This window comes from Sphingomonas sp. G-3-2-10 (assembly GCF_012927115.1).
Lineage (GTDB): Bacteria > Pseudomonadota > Alphaproteobacteria > Sphingomonadales > Sphingomonadaceae > Sphingomonas.
Genome location: NZ_JABBFY010000001.1, coordinates 2,401,467 through 2,417,000, shown reverse-complemented (window position 1 = coordinate 2,417,000; position 15,534 = coordinate 2,401,467). Strand labels below are relative to the sequence as shown.

Sequence of the window (15,534 nt, the reverse complement as noted above, 5' to 3'; positions counted from 1 at the left end):
CAGTTACTTAGCGTCCCCGGTGCAGGTGATGCTAGGACATCCGGAGGGTTTATTGTGGTGGCCGCTGCGAATCCTCGCGGCGGCGCTGCCCGCGTTCCATGATCATCTGCGGCGTGCGGACCATCACCAGCTCCGAACGGACCAGAACGCCGTCCTTGTCGGCATCGAACCGGGCGAAGAGCAGGTCGAAGCGCGCGCGCAGCTCGGCCGGGGTGATGCGGTTGTCGCCGTTGGTATCCACTTCGAACGGGCCGGGCAGCGCGTTGCGATCGCCCAGCCATTTCAGCGCCCAGTCGGCATAGCGGATATAGCCGATTGAGCCGATCTTCTCCGGATCGGCGCTTTCGAAGCTGCGGGTCAGCCCGGCTTCGAATTCGGCGCGGGTGACGCGCGCATCGCCATCGGCGTCGAACGCGGCGATCATCATCGCGACGGGTTCGGCGATGATGTTGGCGGTTGGCTGCGCCGGGCGCTGGCCTGCCTGCGGCGGCGGGCCACCCGGTCCGGGAGCAGGCTGCGCCAGCGCGGGCGCGGCGAGGAACAGGCCCGCGAGCATCAGGATCAGGCGCATTGGGGCATACTCCACGAACGGCAGCGACGGTGCATCGCCGACACCGTAGAAGCGCCAGTCTGTGGCGATTGCGTGGCGGCGCGGCGCGCGACGCCCGTCGCGATCAGTATTTCTTGCCGCACTCCATCAGCGCGGCCGATGCCCGCGACATGCCGTCCATGCTGAAGCTGTGGATGATCTTGCCGTTCCAGCGGAACCGCATCGTGCCCTTCGGATTGCCGACGAAGGTGCTGAGCGGAACGGTGTAGAGCATGAACCCGGTCTCGCCGCCGCTCAGCACCATGCTGGTCGCCGGCCGGTCGACGAACTCGCCGCCGTTGATCGACACGCCCAGCGTCACCGGCTGACCCTTTTCGATGGCGCCGTTCAGGTCGAGATGGATGAAGCCCATGCCATCGGCCTGGGGCTTGCCATTGTTGATCATGGTCAGGCTGCGGCTATCCTCGCCCAGCTTCGAGATGGCGCAGGACTGGCCATCGTCGTTGAGGTTCCAGCCGTCGATGTCGCTGTCCTGCGCCAGCGCGGGCGTGGCGATGACGGCGGCCGAAGCCGCCAGAAGCGCGGTGATCGCAGAACGCATGAGTCCCCCGATTTCGTGCCGGAACACCCCCGGCTGTCCCGCCTACGGTAACAGCAGCGACGCATCGCCGTAAGAGTAGAAGCGATATTCCTGCGCGATCGCATGGGCATAGGCCGCCTGCATCCGCTCCAGCCCCATCAGCGCCGAGACCAGCATGAACAGATTCTGAGTCGATGCTGGGTTTTGGTAGCAAACATAAAGCGATAGCACGATCCAACGCTGGTGGTTTGGTGGCTTCCCATCGACCTCCCAAATTTAGACGGCTCACCCGGTAGGGCAGCTTCCTAGCGAAAGCACGTTGGCTCGACCACGTTCTGCAAGATCGCCTACCGCCAGCCACTCGTCAGAAGATCGCCGCCGTTCTAGCGAGGTGATCATGTTCCGAGATTCGCCGGATTGCTACAATCTCAAACTAGGCCGCCCGATGGTCACGATCGCCTTCACGATCGCCTTGGAGATACCGCCTAAGTTCGCCACTTAAGACAAGTTCCACTCTCGGCAACGTGGTGACTGCGCCGTCATGCTCGAAGGGAGCAAGACCGTAGGTGATCCGTCCGGGACGCCCTGCAGGTTGATCTAGAGGCAACCGGATCGCGTAGATGTTCCGCCAAATGCCGGACTTCCAAGGCGCGTCGTGACCGAGGTCCGAGGGATCGTAGGGTCTCCACACAGCAACATGGGAGTACTCGACGCGCACCGACGCCACTTGGATGCGCTGCTCCGGTAGGGATTGGACGCTGTAAAGCACTCGCTCCCGAACCGAAGATGACCCGTCCAGACAAACTCGCTGGGTATTGTCGATGTCTCCGCGCATTCTCGCTCCAATCGGATAAGTGGTGCGGTGCCCGCATTGCGGTCGGTGCCCAAGCGGCTACCGGCGGCCACCCGCAGGAGGCCACGCCGGACCATAGCGACGATGTGCCGCCTAGCCCGAACTTCGCATGTTCCAGGGAAGGGAATATGCCTTGATCAAACCCAATTCCAGACCGGCGGAGCCATGAACGGGCAGTCCGTTCCATGTCATGTCTTCGGGTTGAGCAATGAGGATGTCTATCTCGCTCGAATTACCCAATTCCTCGCGGATAGTAGCGTTGAGGCGCAAGCTGGTGCGCTGAGTGATGGCGGGTTTGCCGTAGAAATAAATGCGCTTCGCCAGTCCCATTGTGGCAACGCCGATATACACCACTATTCCTGCCTTTACGAAGGCGTACACCCCAACTTCCTTCGGCAATGGCTCCGTGAGGATTAGCGCGTCCGCCTCATCGATGCTCCAAGCCGAAGCCCAGCGAAACCCCGCGTCTAGTAGCGTCTCCGCTCGAAGTTCGGGTTTGATGATCGCTGCGCGAGGAATGCGGGGCGCACGCGGTATAGAGGGCCTATCGACCGGCGCGGCGCACGTGTTGACCTTGGCCTTACCGAGCAGGCCGCTTCGATTGAGGACATTATAGGCGTGCTGATATCGAATGCCGACTGCGGCCGCGATTTCTGCAACGGTGAGGGTACCATCTGCCAAGCCCCGAATGCGATCGGCCTTCGTCACAGGAGACCGTCTTCGCGGCAGTTTTGGACGATGGCTTTCATGCGCTCGATGTATTTGGGATCAGTGGGCAAACCCGCTCTGAACCGTCGATCATTGTCGCGCCACCACATCTCCTGTTCATAGGCTTCGGGGCGTTCAAGGCGCATCCGTTCCAGGCTTTCGCGCTCGATTTGAGCGGTGCGTGAAACGGAGCGATCCTCCGCCCACTTGCCCAGAACCCAAATGATTCCGGTAATGATCGCGCCGTAGCCGATGATCCGCGCGAGTTGATCAATCCAAGAAAGCATGTCGTACCCTAGCCGTCGAACACTTCAGCGCACTGACCGCTTTCGAGCATTCAGCTTGAGATCAAGGGCTTTCACCATGTCGCGGTTAAAGAGGATCCCCTCATTCTCGTGTGCGAGGCCATCCTCCTGTTCTGGACCGGAGAAGCCAAATTCCTTCTCAAGCCATTGACCGAAGGAAGGGGGTACCGGGTGGTTGCGTGCCGTCGCCAGCCCGAAGGCGAGGATACGATATTTGGTGAAGGCAGACCGGAGCAGTGCCTCGCGGGATGAAGCTATCCGCTCTACTGCGATAAGTTCCTGGACTGAGTGGAGGTCGCCAAATGCCCTCTCCGCGCGGACCCGAAGCACCTCTGGCTTCAAATGATAGTAGGCCGCCAGTTCATCCAATGTGCCTTCAAGCTGAGCACCTTCGCCGAGCGCCGCCCGGAGATCAACTAGCGCGTCGCTAACCCGCTCCTCGATGCTCATCCTACCCCCCCCGCACGACAAATAGGATCGGCGATCTCTGCCCGTCAAGGTGAGTATCACAAGCGCGACGCCGTAAAAATTGATAAAGATGCCCTCCAGTAACAAGTGCGTCACTGGAGGGCAAAGTTCGGCGTTAAGCTAGATCAGTTGCCCAAGTCGTTCCCGTGACCTGAGACGCAGCATTCACGGCATTCAGAAGCACGCCATCATCCAGGTGAGCATACCTTTCGGTGGTACGGGTCTGGCTATATCCCAGTACCTTTGCGACAACATAAAGCGACTGGCCCGAGTTCACGAGATTGCTGGCGGCGGGGTGACGCAGATCATGTACCCGCACATCGGGCAGTTTGGCCGCCCGACGGGCCGAATCCCAGCTGTGGAAGATGGACGTGAACGGCTTCCGCGTCATCGGATTCGGCACGATGTAAGGGCATCTGTCGAACCGTGGCACCTCCTTCAGCACCGCGATCGCGTCCTCAGAAAGAGGAACGTGGCGTGGCTTGCCACTCTTGCTCGTGGGAATGCGCCAGACCTTCCGCTCAAGATTTACCTCCTCCCATTTGCCGTCCAGCAACTCACGCTTGCGGCATCCAGTGAGGAGCAACAGAGCAACAATGAATTTGAGCATCGGATTGGGGCTTTCCTCCACAGCTTGCTTCAGCCGCTTCGTTTCGGCGGCGCTGAGGTATCGCTCGATGCGATTGTTCGGATCTTTCTGCTTTACGCCAGCCAGAGGATTGTAATCTGAACCCGGCAAGCCCCAGCGCTTCGCCATCCGCAGCATGTGACTCAGGATTACCTGCCAGCGGTTGACCGTGGCTTGCGCGTAGCCCGCCGCGACCTTTCCGTTCAGCCAGTCCATGATCTCTGTCTGATCGAGTTGGTTGAGGTGCAGTTTTCCGAAGCGAGGCACGACGTGAATTCGCAGGTAGCGCTCGTCAATGTCGTGGCTGCGCTTGTAGGTTTTCGCGTATTCCAAGTAGCGTTCGGAAAGCTCGCTGACCGTGGGAATTCGGCGATTGGCCTTTCTCTCCTCGGCTGGATTCTGGCCCACGACCGTCCGGGACTTGATGCGGATCGCCTCCTTCTTCGCGTCCCCGAATGACAGGTCCGCCGCGTTGGCGATCTTGTACTGCTTCTGGCGGCCGTACTCGTCTTTATATCGCACGGCATAGGTCGCGCCCCCGTCTGGACGCGCTTCCAGCACGAAGCCGGTAATGATCTCGTCGAAGAACGTTTCTTTCTTGGTGCGCGGTGTGGCGCGAATCGCCTGAACGGCGGCTGCGCTAAGTTCGATAGTCGGCATGGGAATTCCTTATATTATTGAAGGTAAGGGGGAGCCGTCTCCGGAACCGCATCGCTGCGGCTCCGGATGGCTGGATTCAGATTTTTGGTCGGTGGTCTTTCTAGCTGACCTAGAAGTCGGCCTCGCTCATGCCCGGTGGAAGCGGAGGCATTTCCTTGATCCACATTCGCGCAATCTCGGGTACCTGCTCCGGCTCGGGCGGCGGCCTGTCCCTGAGCGCTTGATCCACTGCGATCACGGTCCAGGCATTGCGCTCACCGTTGGGTGATTTGCGCAGTTCATGGCCGTTCACGATGCGGTTGGCGTGACGGGCAAGGTAGCGTCCAAGCTTTGAAGGATTCACAAATCCGCGCTCTGCAACGGGCAGTTCCAGCAGTGCCGCCTTCAAGTTTGGTTTCCCCTCCGCTCTGTCGGTCACGGTGCGAACCATCGTCGGTCGCTCGCCGAAGCACTCGCGCCAGCGAGTAAGGAGTTCGCCGAAAGCCTGCATGTCCGGGTCGTCATTGACCTGAGCGATGAGACTGGCCGCAGGATCAGGTTGTCCTAGTCCGATCAGGCTGTCACGACACAGGTGCGACCAGCCGTCATAGCTCGGAATCGTAGGGCAATCCGATCTCGGCGATCCGGCTTTGAGGTGTGCAGCAACGATGGTGAGTGAGTGCCCGACATAGGCGGCGCGGTTCGATCTGACGGTCTTGAGAGGGTTGCCCCGATAACGAAGTGAGGTGATGTCCTCCACGCGTGGGGACAGGTAGATCGATACGACGCGCCGGGTCATATCACGCAGCGGGCGGATGTTGTTGCCCGTACCGAGGATGAAGCTGGCCGTTCGCGCCGTGGCCATCTTGCTTGCTCCCAGAACACGGTCGGTGATCGTCTCGCTGGTCAGCATCCGATTGATCGCTGGATACGCAATCCAGTCGCTCGTCATGTCGTCGAAACAGACGACAGCCGGGCTTGTCATCATCATCGAAAGCGCGAGCTTACTCGCCTCCTCCGTCGAGGTCGGGTAGCTGGTATTAAAGGGATCGCCGGGACCACCGAACGCCGCGATGACCGACGCGAGATAGCTTTTGCCGCTGCCGGGCCGGGAGGCGCTGACGCTGAACGCAGGGCAGAGCGGCAGGGAAGGCCGAATCGCACAGGAAAGCATTGCCGATATCGCGGCAGATCGATCGCTCGGGGACGCGAAATGGAGTTCCTCGATCAGTGCGTGCAGTGCATCGAGAGCCGCAAGTGCGTTGGCCTCGGTTGGCTCGGGAAGCTGGTAGTTCCCACCCTCGAATGCGGCATACATGCCCGAGACTTCGTCATAGCCCGATGTTCGGATGAGCAAGTGTTCGTCGCCCCGGAAATAAGGCTGTCGCGCCAGCCCATTCAGATGCTTGAGGTGCTGAAAATCCCCTTTCTTCATGAGCGCCTGAACGATGCGAGTCGGGACATCCACCCGATTCCACGATTTCCCAGCCTTGTCCTGGGACTCCCAATCGGCACCAGCGGATAACGCCAATGTCAGCGCCTGCTCCGTTACGTATTCGGTCGTAACGTCACCGGAACGCGGGTCGGATTTAACCCGCGCGATTGCGCCGCCAGCTTGATAGTAGTCGCACACGTTCAGGAGGACTCGTTCCGCAGCTTCCGCAATGCGGTGCATTTCGCCCCTCCGCAGTCGGACACGAGCTTTTGCGCGAGCTGACGACGGTTCGACATCCAGGCGAGATAGCAGGGTGCCGATATGACGATCCTGCTTATTGCAAGCAACGCAGCTGAATGCTCCCAGAGCGGTATTCGTGCCGGGTTCAGTGTAGGTCGCGGATTGATCCTCGGGGCCATGCTCGGCCTCCCAAGGGCAGGTGATGCTGTGGGCGCGATTGCCTTGCGGCGCGCGGTACAGGCCAGCCCCCGCGAGCGCGATGACCACCGGGTTGGTGCTGGGGGCAGAGCGGAAAATGCCGTCGTCGTAGTCGTAGCGCACCTCGCCCGTCACACCTGCCGAAATTGGGGCGGGGGAAGGGGGGCGAAGGAGGTGTGGAGGGTGCTCGGTCGGCTCCCCCTTCACCCCCTTCGCGGGTGCCGGTCGCGAAAGTTGCTTCCCCGCTGGGCGTAGCAGCGTCGGGTTTGGCTTCGATTGTTATCGCTGCCGAAGGCGGAAAGATGATTGTGCTGGGGTCAACCTTCGCAGGAGGCCCCGACATATTCGGAAGATTGCTCAATGAAATTACTCACACATCGCCGGGACCAGAAGGCCCGAACCAGATTTCGCCAAAGCGCTGATCGCTGTGTGTGAGACATCGGCAGAAGATTGAGGTCGCACACACAGCATGCCCGCCAGCCACAAAGGGCCGGGAAGGGTAATCAGCTATGTGATGCGAACCTCAGCTGGCCGTCTATGTAGGGGCAACTGCCGTAGGTAAGCGGATGCGGCCAATAGACCGGTTCAGTTTGGTGTCAAGCCGTCAGGCTTTGTTCTGCTCGATCGCCCTCAGCAGAAGGGAGCAAGTGACGATCCCGAAGACCACTGCGAGGAATGCCACCGGGCGTTGATCGAGGAATCCGAGCGCCGCCATGAACAGGATAAAGCCTATCGTCTCTTTCGGTCTGGTGATCACGCCGATGACCACCGCGAGAATGATGCCGAGCACCAACCCAGTCACCACGAGGCGGAGACCCGCAAGTGTGATGCAGGCGGCAAGGAGAAATCCGAGAACCTTCATGATCTCGCTCGCTCGGCATAGCGCCGACACATGGTCAGTAGTTCGGATGGGACGCCATCGGTATCATGGATCAACAGGACGTACGCGAACGTGCTGCCGAACGTGAGGATCATCTCGAAGATGCCCTCGCTATCCGCCAGCCAATCCCAATGCGGCTCGAAGCCGATGCTGCCGAACCGCGCACCATTGATCGGTTCTACAAGCGGTGAGAAACCGATGTGGCGGATTATGTCCTCCTCCGTGTCACCGGATTCGACGATGAGGTATTCAGTCCAGTCCGTGAGGTCGCCGTATTCCGTCGCAAGAGCGGCAATGCGCTTCGACAGAAGATTGTGAAGCCTTGGGTCGAGGCCGGACACCAAGGCGCATGTCATCGTCTTTCGGTCGTATAGGTGCTGCATGGGGAAAAGTCCTTCAGACACAAAAAAACCCGCTCAGACGGCGTGTCTGGCGGGCGGGTGCGATTGCGGTTTTGACGGTTTTCCTGGCCTTCCTGTTCATGAGGAAGCGCAGGCGGACTGCTAGGCGCGCGGTTCGCTATCCCGCGTTGAAGCTGTCGTCGGCGAAGGTACTCGCTGGGACGGAATCGCGACGAACTAGGCCCAGCAGGGTAGCGTCCACACCTTCGAGGTCCGGCACGATCAGCACGATACCGCACCCGTCATCGCTAACGATAATCGGCGCTTCGAATAGCTTTCCGTGATCCAGTACCCATTCCCACGGCGGGTCAGGCATGATCGGATAGTTCACCGCCGTTTCGATCTCCGGCAGCGTATCGCCCTTCGACACAATGATGAAATGCGCCAGTTCGCCTAGATCATAGGCGCCGGCTGTATCGAACAGTAGCTGGTCGCGGCGTAGTCGCAGGACGCGTTTGAGGTCCGGGGCGATGGGTGAAGCTAGGGCGCGGGCCATCGCCTGCGCATTAGTGAGAATGAGCATGTGGGTTTCTCCAAATAGCAAAAACCCCCGGCGGTGAGGCCGAGGGCTGCAGGACAGTTTGACGATTTCACCGACGGAACGGATCGTTCTCCGGCTGGTAATAGTGGGGTGCGATGCATTGCGACTTGAGAGCGGCTAGCGCTGAGTCCAACCCATCGGGTGAAGCTGAGAGAACTGAGACCTCCCCGGCCTTGACCAAAAGGATTGTGGCGGTGTGCATCCCCTCAATCACCGGGCTCAACTCGCCAACAGGGCCCCTAATGTAGATGCCGGGTTCGGGGTTGAGCGCACTAGATCTCCGAATTTTCGCACGGCCTTGCCAAGCCACGCTGCCGCGCGAATACGAGATGGAAGTGGCTATAGAACCCTGAGTGTGCCCGCTATCGTTCGGAACCTCATTTAAACTCTGCCAATCTCTATTGGCGATTGAGATTTCGATCGTTCGTGACTGAATGAATACATCGACGTTGAAGATGGTGCCGTTAGGATAGGTGCGTTCCATCCGGCATACAGGGCCCCCCGCGCGAGAAATTCCTGCAACTGTCCATTGACCGATTCTCTGAAGTTGCATCGTTTGAGCTTGCGCCGGCGTGCAGAGGCATACGGCAATCATCGCGCTGATGAAGATAAGTTTCACTTCTGTCCCCTCGATTTGTGGAAAGCGGCCGTGCCTCACCGCAAAATGACACGATTGGTATACAGGCGCTATATGCGCCTTACGGCCACATCCGAGCATGGACGTGGTTCAGCTCCTGGGTGTGAATGTCCGCCGTTATCGGAGGCTGAGAGGCATGACGCAGGAAGCGCTGGCTCTCGAAGTCGAGATGGAGCGGAGTTACGTCAGCGACCTCGAACGAGGCACTCGGAACCCATCTGTGCGTGCGTTAGGCAGATTGGCGGCAGCTCTAGGGGGCCACCCTGCGCAGCTCCTAGAAGTCTGTGCAGACTAGCTGGACGCCCTTCGTATAAGATGGTCTCTTTGCCCCGCGGCTAAGAAACGTGGGTTTCTCTGGGAAGCATTTAATGATGATTCATCGTGAAACAATGTTTGAAGAGTTGTGCGCAGGCGAACGCTCTCGCTATGCTGCCACTGCGACACACGACACCCACGTTAAAGCGAATCCATGGGGCCAATTTTGTTGAGCTTTGACGCTCTCGAACAAGCTATAATCACTCGGCTTGATCAATCAGATCGCGGAGATCGCGGCTGGTGGCTCATCACTCGCGTGCATTTGACGGCAGCAAAAATCTTAGAAGTGACACGCTACCTTTCCGATGTGGCAGGTAACCAGGAAATCACTCTCACCGATCAGCATTTTTCGGAGATCGGTGACATTGTCGGCATCGACAACCAGCCCGCTATGAATATTAAGCGGCATTACTTTCTCGCCATGGATCAGCCTCTTGGCTTGATCGAACGCCTTTCGCCGCCCTCTTGGCAAACAATACGTTTGACTGCCGCTGGCCGTGCGCTTGCAAGGGCCGACGACCCAGTTGATGTTTTCGAACGCATTCTATTGGCGATCAGATTTTGTCGCGAACCTTGGTTTAGTGAAGGACGCTGCGAACAATATTCTGAATTTGACGTGACGCCTTATCCGGCTGTTTTGGACGTGATGTCCAAGACATCGAGTTATATTGATATGGATGAGTTTGACTTATTCGTATCAAGAATCAGGAATGATGGAGAGATTGAGCAGGCCGCTGAAATGATTATGTCATTTCGCAATCTGAGTTTGGCTCGGCGCACTCAATTGCTCGCGCATGTTTCACAGCGGATCCCCGCTGAAGGCACGGGGAAGAACAAGAACAAGGCATATCTCAACTGGCGAGACGTTGCGCGGCATACCTTCTCGCTGTTTTCGCTTGGAGCTTCGGCGGAACGCGATGGCAACGCGCTATGGCTCACTAAAGAGTTCGTCAGCAGTAATGATTCGGCTCCGGCAGTGCCTGCGGACAGCGGCAAGAATGCCGTGGCTCCGGCTGGAGCAGCGCCTAAGGCTCAAGTCACTGAAGTAGTAGCGAAACGCGTCCCTACTACAGCGCCACGAGCGCCGCGACAACGGTCAAAGCTCCTAATTCCCGCGAACGTTGCTCCTCCCGAATTGCTGCTTCCGCCAGCGGCCTCGCCATCCAACGGCGGGCTGGAAGCCGAGCTTTTGGTTGCCAAAATGTTTAAGTCCGCTGGCTGGGCAGTTGTGTTTTACAGTAGGAAGCGGGGCTACGGCTTCGATTTGTGGGTCCGAAAGGGAGAGCAGGCGTTCGTTGTCGAGGTGAAAAGCTTCACGGGAGTGGGGACGAGCGTCGTTTTGACGGAGATGGAGAACGCCGCAGCTCATCACCACGGCGACAATTACTTATTGGTAGTCGTTGAAAAAATTCTCGACTCACCAGAACTGTTTGCAATCCAAAATCCTGCTAGCTGCCTTCAGGCTATCGAAACCAACACGGCACAGTATTCAATTGCTCGCAGCAGCTGGTTGCCTCAGGCAATGGCTTTCGAACCTTAAACGTCAGCGCGCGACATCCTACTGTCAGCGTGCAAACAGAACATATTGATGGTCGGTCACGGCACCCTTGTCCCGAATACCGTGGCTTTCACAGTGCCCAACATCTTCCGAGAAAACATGCACTAGCCGTAACTGGCGCCTTCCAATAGCGATGAGGGCATCGGCCATGTCGCATTTCGCGCTTTTACCTAGATGCAGTGCCAAATATCCATTCGGCTTGAGCCTTTCCGCCGCCTGTCGAAAGATCGGCTCGTATACGCTGAAATCAACCTTCTGACGGCGCTCAACGAAACGGTTAGGCTGAATCGAAAAGTCCTCAGCCGTCCAACCTGCAAACCACAAACGCATCCAGTTTGCAGAGTAGAAACGGGTACTATCAAAGAACGGCGGCGACGTAATGATGGCATCTAAACTATCGACTTCGGACGGCCAAGTTGATGTTGCATCCTGATCGTAAATTGCCGATCCGGTTGCAGCTATTGCTCCGGCTTCCAGTACCCGCTCGACCTTAGTCCTGAGCCGAGGGATTAAGGCACGCCTCTCAAACGCACCCGTGGGCGCGAACGGCGTGATGGGGTGCGACCGGCGGGAAAGCGCGTATGGCCGGTTTCCATGCAGAATATGGAGGAGACAACCGAGGACGAGCGAACGCTCTGCGTTGGCGAAACCATGCTCGCGGAAGTACGAACGCGCGGCAAGGATTTCTGAAAAGGTCTCGTGGTGAAAATAGGTCTCAACCGGGCCGTTAAAGCGAATACTCCCCGCGACATGCACATCGTCACCGGGTCGGGTCGTCTGAATCCAACGATCGAGAGCATCGATCTCAGCGAGCGCCAAAGCTGGGTCAACTTCCTCAAGTTTAGCCCGCGAAATAGCTATCGCTGCAGGGCTTATGTCGAAGCCAAAGGCACGATGACCCAAGAGCCTGGCCTCTAACGGGATGGTGCCCACGCCAGAAAACGGATCAAGTAGTCTTCCGCCCGCACTAGGAAGAAGCGCGACAACCAAGCTATTAGCAATGGCTGGCTTTAATTTCCCCTGATAAGAACAAAGCGAATGCCAAGCGTGCCCCCAATTGCGTTTGGCGCGTTCACCTGTCTGATGCGGGAGCTTCCGCGAGAAATCGTCCCAAGCGCGGGGCACTTTCGGCGCTACTCGCAAGGTATCTGAACGATACATTTTCATGATGCCTTGAAAATTTGGAGGGTCTGTCGAAGGCCGCGTCCAGACCGGGAAGCCCTCTCTCGGAGGACGACTTCATCCAAGAAATCAAACCCACGTTGGATCATAAATTCTCGAAGAATGATGTCGGTCGCAACGTGGACGTCGCCGTAGCAAGAGTCGCCGAGATCAATTGCGACGCACGTTCCAGGGGAAGAAACGCGATGTAGGCAGGCTGCTGCCTCATCCATCTCCGCAAAATAGGAAGCTACCATTTTGGGGATACGCTGATCGTATGCCGATGCCTCCAAAGACCCCAAGGTACGCTTCAGCCGCGCGCTCGACGGCAAGGAGCGAGCGCTTGTTTTGCTATTCGTAACATCGTTGATCCCAGAAGTGATTGCCGCGTCACGGAATGATCGGAGGTCCGCTTTCCCGCGCAAATGACGAGCGAACCAAAGTTCTATCTTGGTATTGCGAAAATAGTTGGTTCCGTTGAGATAGGGGGGGCTGGTGACGATCGCATCAAAGCGCCCGTGGCGATCCGGATCCAAATCACGAATATCCGGTGTCGCAAGCTCAACCACTCCAGAAACATTTTCCACGTCAAGGAGGTCGCTCGCGATCATTCGAAGCCGCCGAACGACATCGCCGAGCAGATTTGGCTTGCTGCGCCTTAACTCCGCTTCAGTCCGAAACCGCAGATCCCCGCGACGGACTAGCAGCGAATTCTGCACAAGGCAGCCAAGCACGGCGACCTCTGCCAATTCGGCGAGCAGTGTATCATCTTGGCGTACGCCGTCGAGCAAAGTGCGAAGTCCTAGCACCTCACTGAAGATATCATCGGAAAAGAAGGGTCGGACACCGAAAGCCCGTCCAAACGCATCTCGCAGTTCTGCTGCAGGCAGAGAAAGGTCAACCTGACCTGCAAGGGTTTCGGCCAGTCGCTCCAGATTCTCAGCGACCCGATGTTTGGCGGAAGACGGTAGCCGTAGCGCGTTCGCTTTTGCTTCAATAATCTGTCTGCAAACTGGATTGACCTCGCAATAGGTGCCCCGAAGTCCCAACGAAGCCGCTGTGAGGGCTGTGGTGCCAGAGCCACAAAACGGATCGAGAATTTTTATTGCGTCGGGAGCGTGGGCCGCAAGGATCGTCCGAACGAATGCCGGGGAGTAGCCTTCTAGATAAGGAAACCAGTCATGTAGCGGGCTTCCCCTTCCCCCGACAAAAGTGGATTGCACCGCTGCATCGAAACCATCACCTATGAGGTCACTGGGATTAATGGCGGTGCGAAGACGCTCTTTGACGTATCCTGAGGTAGTGGTGCCGGTCCGTGCCGCCGCCGCTTGCACCTCGGTGAATTGCTGATGCCCAATCGCGCATCTGATTGCATGGCTACTTAATCGAGATACAGCTTCAAACAGGCGGAGCTCCGTGGCTGCAAAAGGCACTGTCAGGCCCGAACGCCCCTCCGGTGGGCACGGATAATCAGCGAAATAGACCGTCTTAAAACTCTGCATTCGCCGCCCCAGAAGAGTGTAGATACCATATTGCACACGTTTTCGGTCGCAACAATGGCTATTAGGTTGCAGATCTGCAGCCATATCACAGCCAGAAAGGGCCCTTCCCCTAGGACGCCCAACGGCCACCCACCGAAAGCGCTTTACGGAAGAAGCAGCGACGCATCTCCGTAAGAGTAGAACCGGTACTCATTTTCGATGGCATAAGCGTAAGCCGCTTTCATCCGCTCCAGCCCCATCAGCGCCGAGACCAGCATGAACAGGGTCGATCGCGGCAGATGGAAGTTGGTGATCAGCCCGTCCACGCCCTTGAAGCGATAGCCGGGCGTGATGAAGATCGACGTGTCGCCTTCGAACGGGCGGATCAGGTCATCCTCGCCGCTCGCGCTCTCGATCAGGCGCAGGCTGGTAGTGCCGACTGCGATCACCCGCCCCCCCGATGCGCGCACCGCGTTCAGCCGGTCGGCGGTCGCGGCGTCGATGCGGCCCCATTCGGCATGCATCCTGTGCGCGTCGGTGTCCTCGGCCTTGACCGGCAGGAAAGTGCCCGCGCCGACATGCAGCGTCAGCGTGGCGTGGCCGATCCCGGCAGCGTCGAGCGCCGCCAGCAGTCCGGGCGTGAAGTGCAGTGCCGCGGTCGGCGCGGCAACCGCGCCGGGCCGGTCGGCGAACATCGTCTGGTAATCGTCGGCGTCGCGCGCATCGGTCGGGCGCTTCGAGGCGATATAGGGCGGCAAGGGCATCCGCCCGCAGCGTTCGAGCAGCAATTCGACCGGCTCGTCTCCGGCGAAGTCGAGCGCGAAGCTGCCATCCTCTGCCCGGTCGCTGGCGGTGGCAGTGACACCCGCGCCAAAATCGATCGTATCGCCTTCTCGCAGCCGCCGCGAATTGCGGATGAACGCGCGCCAGCGGCGCGGCCCTTCGCGCTTGTGCAGCGTCGCGCCGATCTTCGCCTCGCCGCGCATGCCTTCCAGTTGCGCCGGGATCACGCGGGTGTCGTTGAACACCAGCAGATCGCCCGCGCGCAGCATGGCGGGCAGATCGGCGACGCTCGCGTCGCGCGTCGCGCCATCGGCGAGCACCAGCATCCGCGCCGAATCGCGCGGCGATGCCGGCCTCAGCGCGATGCGCTCGGCGGGCAGATCGAAATCGAACAGATCGACATTCACGGGCCGAAGCCCTCCGGCAGCGTCAGTTGCGCGGCGTCGACGTCGGCAGCGTGACCTCGGTCTCGCCCGCGGGCAGCGCGGTCCGTGCCGGGGCCGGCGCGTTGGCATAGGGCGGGGGATTGTCGGCGGCGATATAGGCGTGGACGATCCGCGTCGGGTTTACCGGCGGTTCGCCGCGCTCGATCTTGTCGACCCACTCCATGCCCGAGCTCACCCGGCCGAACACCGTATAGTTGTGATCGAAGGCAAGGCGCGGGCCGAACATGATGAAGAACTGGCTGTTCGCCGTATCCGGCTCCTTGGTGCGCGCAGCCGACACGGCGCCGCGGACGTGGGGCAGATTGTTGAACTCGGCGGGCAGGTCGGGAAGGTCGGAGCCGCCGGTGCCGTTGCCCTTGGGATCGCCCGACTGGGCCATCGATTCGGGAGCGTCGATCACGCGGTGGAAGATCACATTATTGTAGAAGCCCCGACGGGTGAGCAGCTTGATCCGCTCGACCATCTTCGGCGCGACATCGGGGCGCAGGCGGATGGTGACGCGGCCGCCCGACGACAGATCGAGCACCCAGGTATTCTCGGGATCCTGCGCGGTCAGCACCGCCTGCGGCTGAACCTCCGTCGCAGCGACACCCCTGAGCGGCTCGGCGGTCGGCTTGGGCGCTTTCTGCGCGGCAGCGGGGGTGATGGCGAACAGGGCGGTCAGGGCGACCAGTGCGGCAGCGAAACGCATCGACTCTCCAATTCCCAAAATCGGGTCAGGCGCGGG

At 59.2% G+C, this 15,534-nt stretch carries 18 protein-coding genes; 2 read left to right on the top strand and 16 right to left on the bottom strand.

Annotation, left to right across the window (positions count from 1 at the left end; all coding sequences use genetic code 11):
• Positions 1 to 49: 49 nt before the first annotated feature.
• The 12 genes from HHL13_RS12190 to HHL13_RS12135 form a co-directional block, all read right to left on the bottom strand.
• Positions 50 to 571: an EF-hand domain-containing protein gene (locus HHL13_RS12190; protein ID WP_240953700.1), complete on the bottom strand. Its 522-nt coding sequence runs from the start codon at positions 569 to 571 to the stop codon at positions 50 to 52.
• Positions 572 to 674: 103 nt separating this feature from the next.
• A complete protein-coding gene (locus HHL13_RS12185; protein WP_169555917.1) occupies positions 675 to 1,151 on the bottom strand; it encodes a hypothetical protein in 477 nt (158 codons plus the stop codon).
• 42 nt (positions 1,152 to 1,193) lie between these two features.
• On the bottom strand, positions 1,194 to 1,406 hold the full coding sequence (locus tag HHL13_RS12180) for an S-adenosylmethionine:tRNA ribosyltransferase-isomerase (RefSeq protein WP_346775579.1): 213 nt from the start codon (positions 1,404 to 1,406) through the stop codon (positions 1,194 to 1,196).
• Between the two features lie 670 nt (positions 1,407 to 2,076).
• Positions 2,077 to 2,691, bottom strand: a complete 615-nt coding sequence (locus tag HHL13_RS12175) for a GIY-YIG nuclease family protein (protein WP_169555916.1) — start codon at positions 2,689 to 2,691, stop codon at positions 2,077 to 2,079.
• The gene (locus HHL13_RS12170) at positions 2,688 to 2,978 is read right to left on the bottom strand and encodes a hypothetical protein (RefSeq protein ID WP_169555915.1); all 291 of its coding nucleotides are present in this window, start codon (positions 2,976 to 2,978) and stop codon (positions 2,688 to 2,690) included. Before HHL13_RS12170 ends, HHL13_RS12175 begins: the two co-directional genes overlap by 4 nt.
• Positions 2,979 to 3,002: 24 nt before the next feature.
• On the bottom strand, positions 3,003 to 3,446 hold the full coding sequence (locus tag HHL13_RS12165; protein ID WP_169555914.1) for a hypothetical protein: 444 nt from the start codon (positions 3,444 to 3,446) through the stop codon (positions 3,003 to 3,005).
• Between the two features lie 133 nt (positions 3,447 to 3,579).
• Positions 3,580 to 4,752 (bottom strand): site-specific integrase, encoded by a 1,173-nt coding sequence (locus HHL13_RS12160; RefSeq protein WP_169555913.1) that lies wholly within the window; start codon positions 4,750 to 4,752, stop codon positions 3,580 to 3,582.
• 109 nt (positions 4,753 to 4,861) lie between these two features.
• A complete protein-coding gene (locus HHL13_RS12155; protein WP_169555912.1) occupies positions 4,862 to 6,727 on the bottom strand; it encodes a hypothetical protein in 1,866 nt (621 codons plus the stop codon).
• A 481-nt stretch (positions 6,728 to 7,208) separates the two neighbouring features.
• Positions 7,209 to 7,466, bottom strand: a complete 258-nt coding sequence (locus tag HHL13_RS12150; protein ID WP_169555911.1) for a hypothetical protein — start codon at positions 7,464 to 7,466, stop codon at positions 7,209 to 7,211.
• Complete coding sequence (locus HHL13_RS12145) at positions 7,463 to 7,867, bottom strand: hypothetical protein (protein ID WP_206376911.1); 405 nt, start codon at positions 7,865 to 7,867, stop codon at positions 7,463 to 7,465. The genes HHL13_RS12150 and HHL13_RS12145 overlap by 4 nt, the downstream gene beginning before the upstream one ends.
• Positions 7,868 to 8,003: 136 nt before the next feature.
• Positions 8,004 to 8,408 (bottom strand): hypothetical protein, encoded by a 405-nt coding sequence (locus tag HHL13_RS12140; RefSeq protein ID WP_169555910.1) that lies wholly within the window; start codon positions 8,406 to 8,408, stop codon positions 8,004 to 8,006.
• Between the two features lie 67 nt (positions 8,409 to 8,475).
• The gene (locus tag HHL13_RS12135) at positions 8,476 to 9,045 is read right to left on the bottom strand and encodes a hypothetical protein (RefSeq protein ID WP_169555909.1); all 570 of its coding nucleotides are present in this window, start codon (positions 9,043 to 9,045) and stop codon (positions 8,476 to 8,478) included.
• Positions 9,046 to 9,142: 97 nt separating this feature from the next.
• Between HHL13_RS12135 and HHL13_RS12130 the strand changes: the two genes are divergently transcribed.
• Both HHL13_RS12130 and HHL13_RS12125 read left to right on the top strand, forming a co-directional pair.
• Positions 9,143 to 9,358: a helix-turn-helix transcriptional regulator gene (locus HHL13_RS12130; protein ID WP_169555908.1), complete on the top strand. Its 216-nt coding sequence runs from the start codon at positions 9,143 to 9,145 to the stop codon at positions 9,356 to 9,358.
• Between the two features lie 189 nt (positions 9,359 to 9,547).
• Entirely contained in the window at positions 9,548 to 10,918 is a 1,371-nt protein-coding gene (locus HHL13_RS12125; protein WP_169555907.1) for a DUF3883 domain-containing protein, read from the top strand.
• Positions 10,919 to 10,942: 24 nt separating this feature from the next.
• Here HHL13_RS12125 and HHL13_RS12120 read toward each other — a convergent pair whose 3' ends face one another.
• From HHL13_RS12120 to HHL13_RS12105, 4 genes are read right to left on the bottom strand one after another with little or no spacing between them, the layout of a single operon-like run.
• Positions 10,943 to 12,103, bottom strand: coding sequence for a hypothetical protein (locus HHL13_RS12120; RefSeq protein ID WP_206376910.1), 1,161 nt, complete (start codon positions 12,101 to 12,103; stop codon positions 10,943 to 10,945).
• Entirely contained in the window at positions 12,100 to 13,683 is a 1,584-nt protein-coding gene (locus HHL13_RS12115; RefSeq protein ID WP_169555906.1) for a hypothetical protein, read from the bottom strand. Before HHL13_RS12115 ends, HHL13_RS12120 begins: the two co-directional genes overlap by 4 nt.
• A 59-nt stretch (positions 13,684 to 13,742) precedes the next feature.
• Positions 13,743 to 14,768 carry a tRNA preQ1(34) S-adenosylmethionine ribosyltransferase-isomerase QueA gene (gene queA, locus HHL13_RS12110; protein WP_169555905.1) on the bottom strand — a complete coding sequence of 342 codons (1,026 nt, stop codon included), beginning with the start codon at positions 14,766 to 14,768 and terminating at the stop codon, positions 13,743 to 13,745.
• Positions 14,769 to 14,790: 22 nt separating this feature from the next.
• On the bottom strand, positions 14,791 to 15,498 hold the full coding sequence (locus tag HHL13_RS12105; protein WP_169555904.1) for a peptidylprolyl isomerase: 708 nt from the start codon (positions 15,496 to 15,498) through the stop codon (positions 14,791 to 14,793).
• Positions 15,499 to 15,534 lie beyond the last annotated feature (36 nt).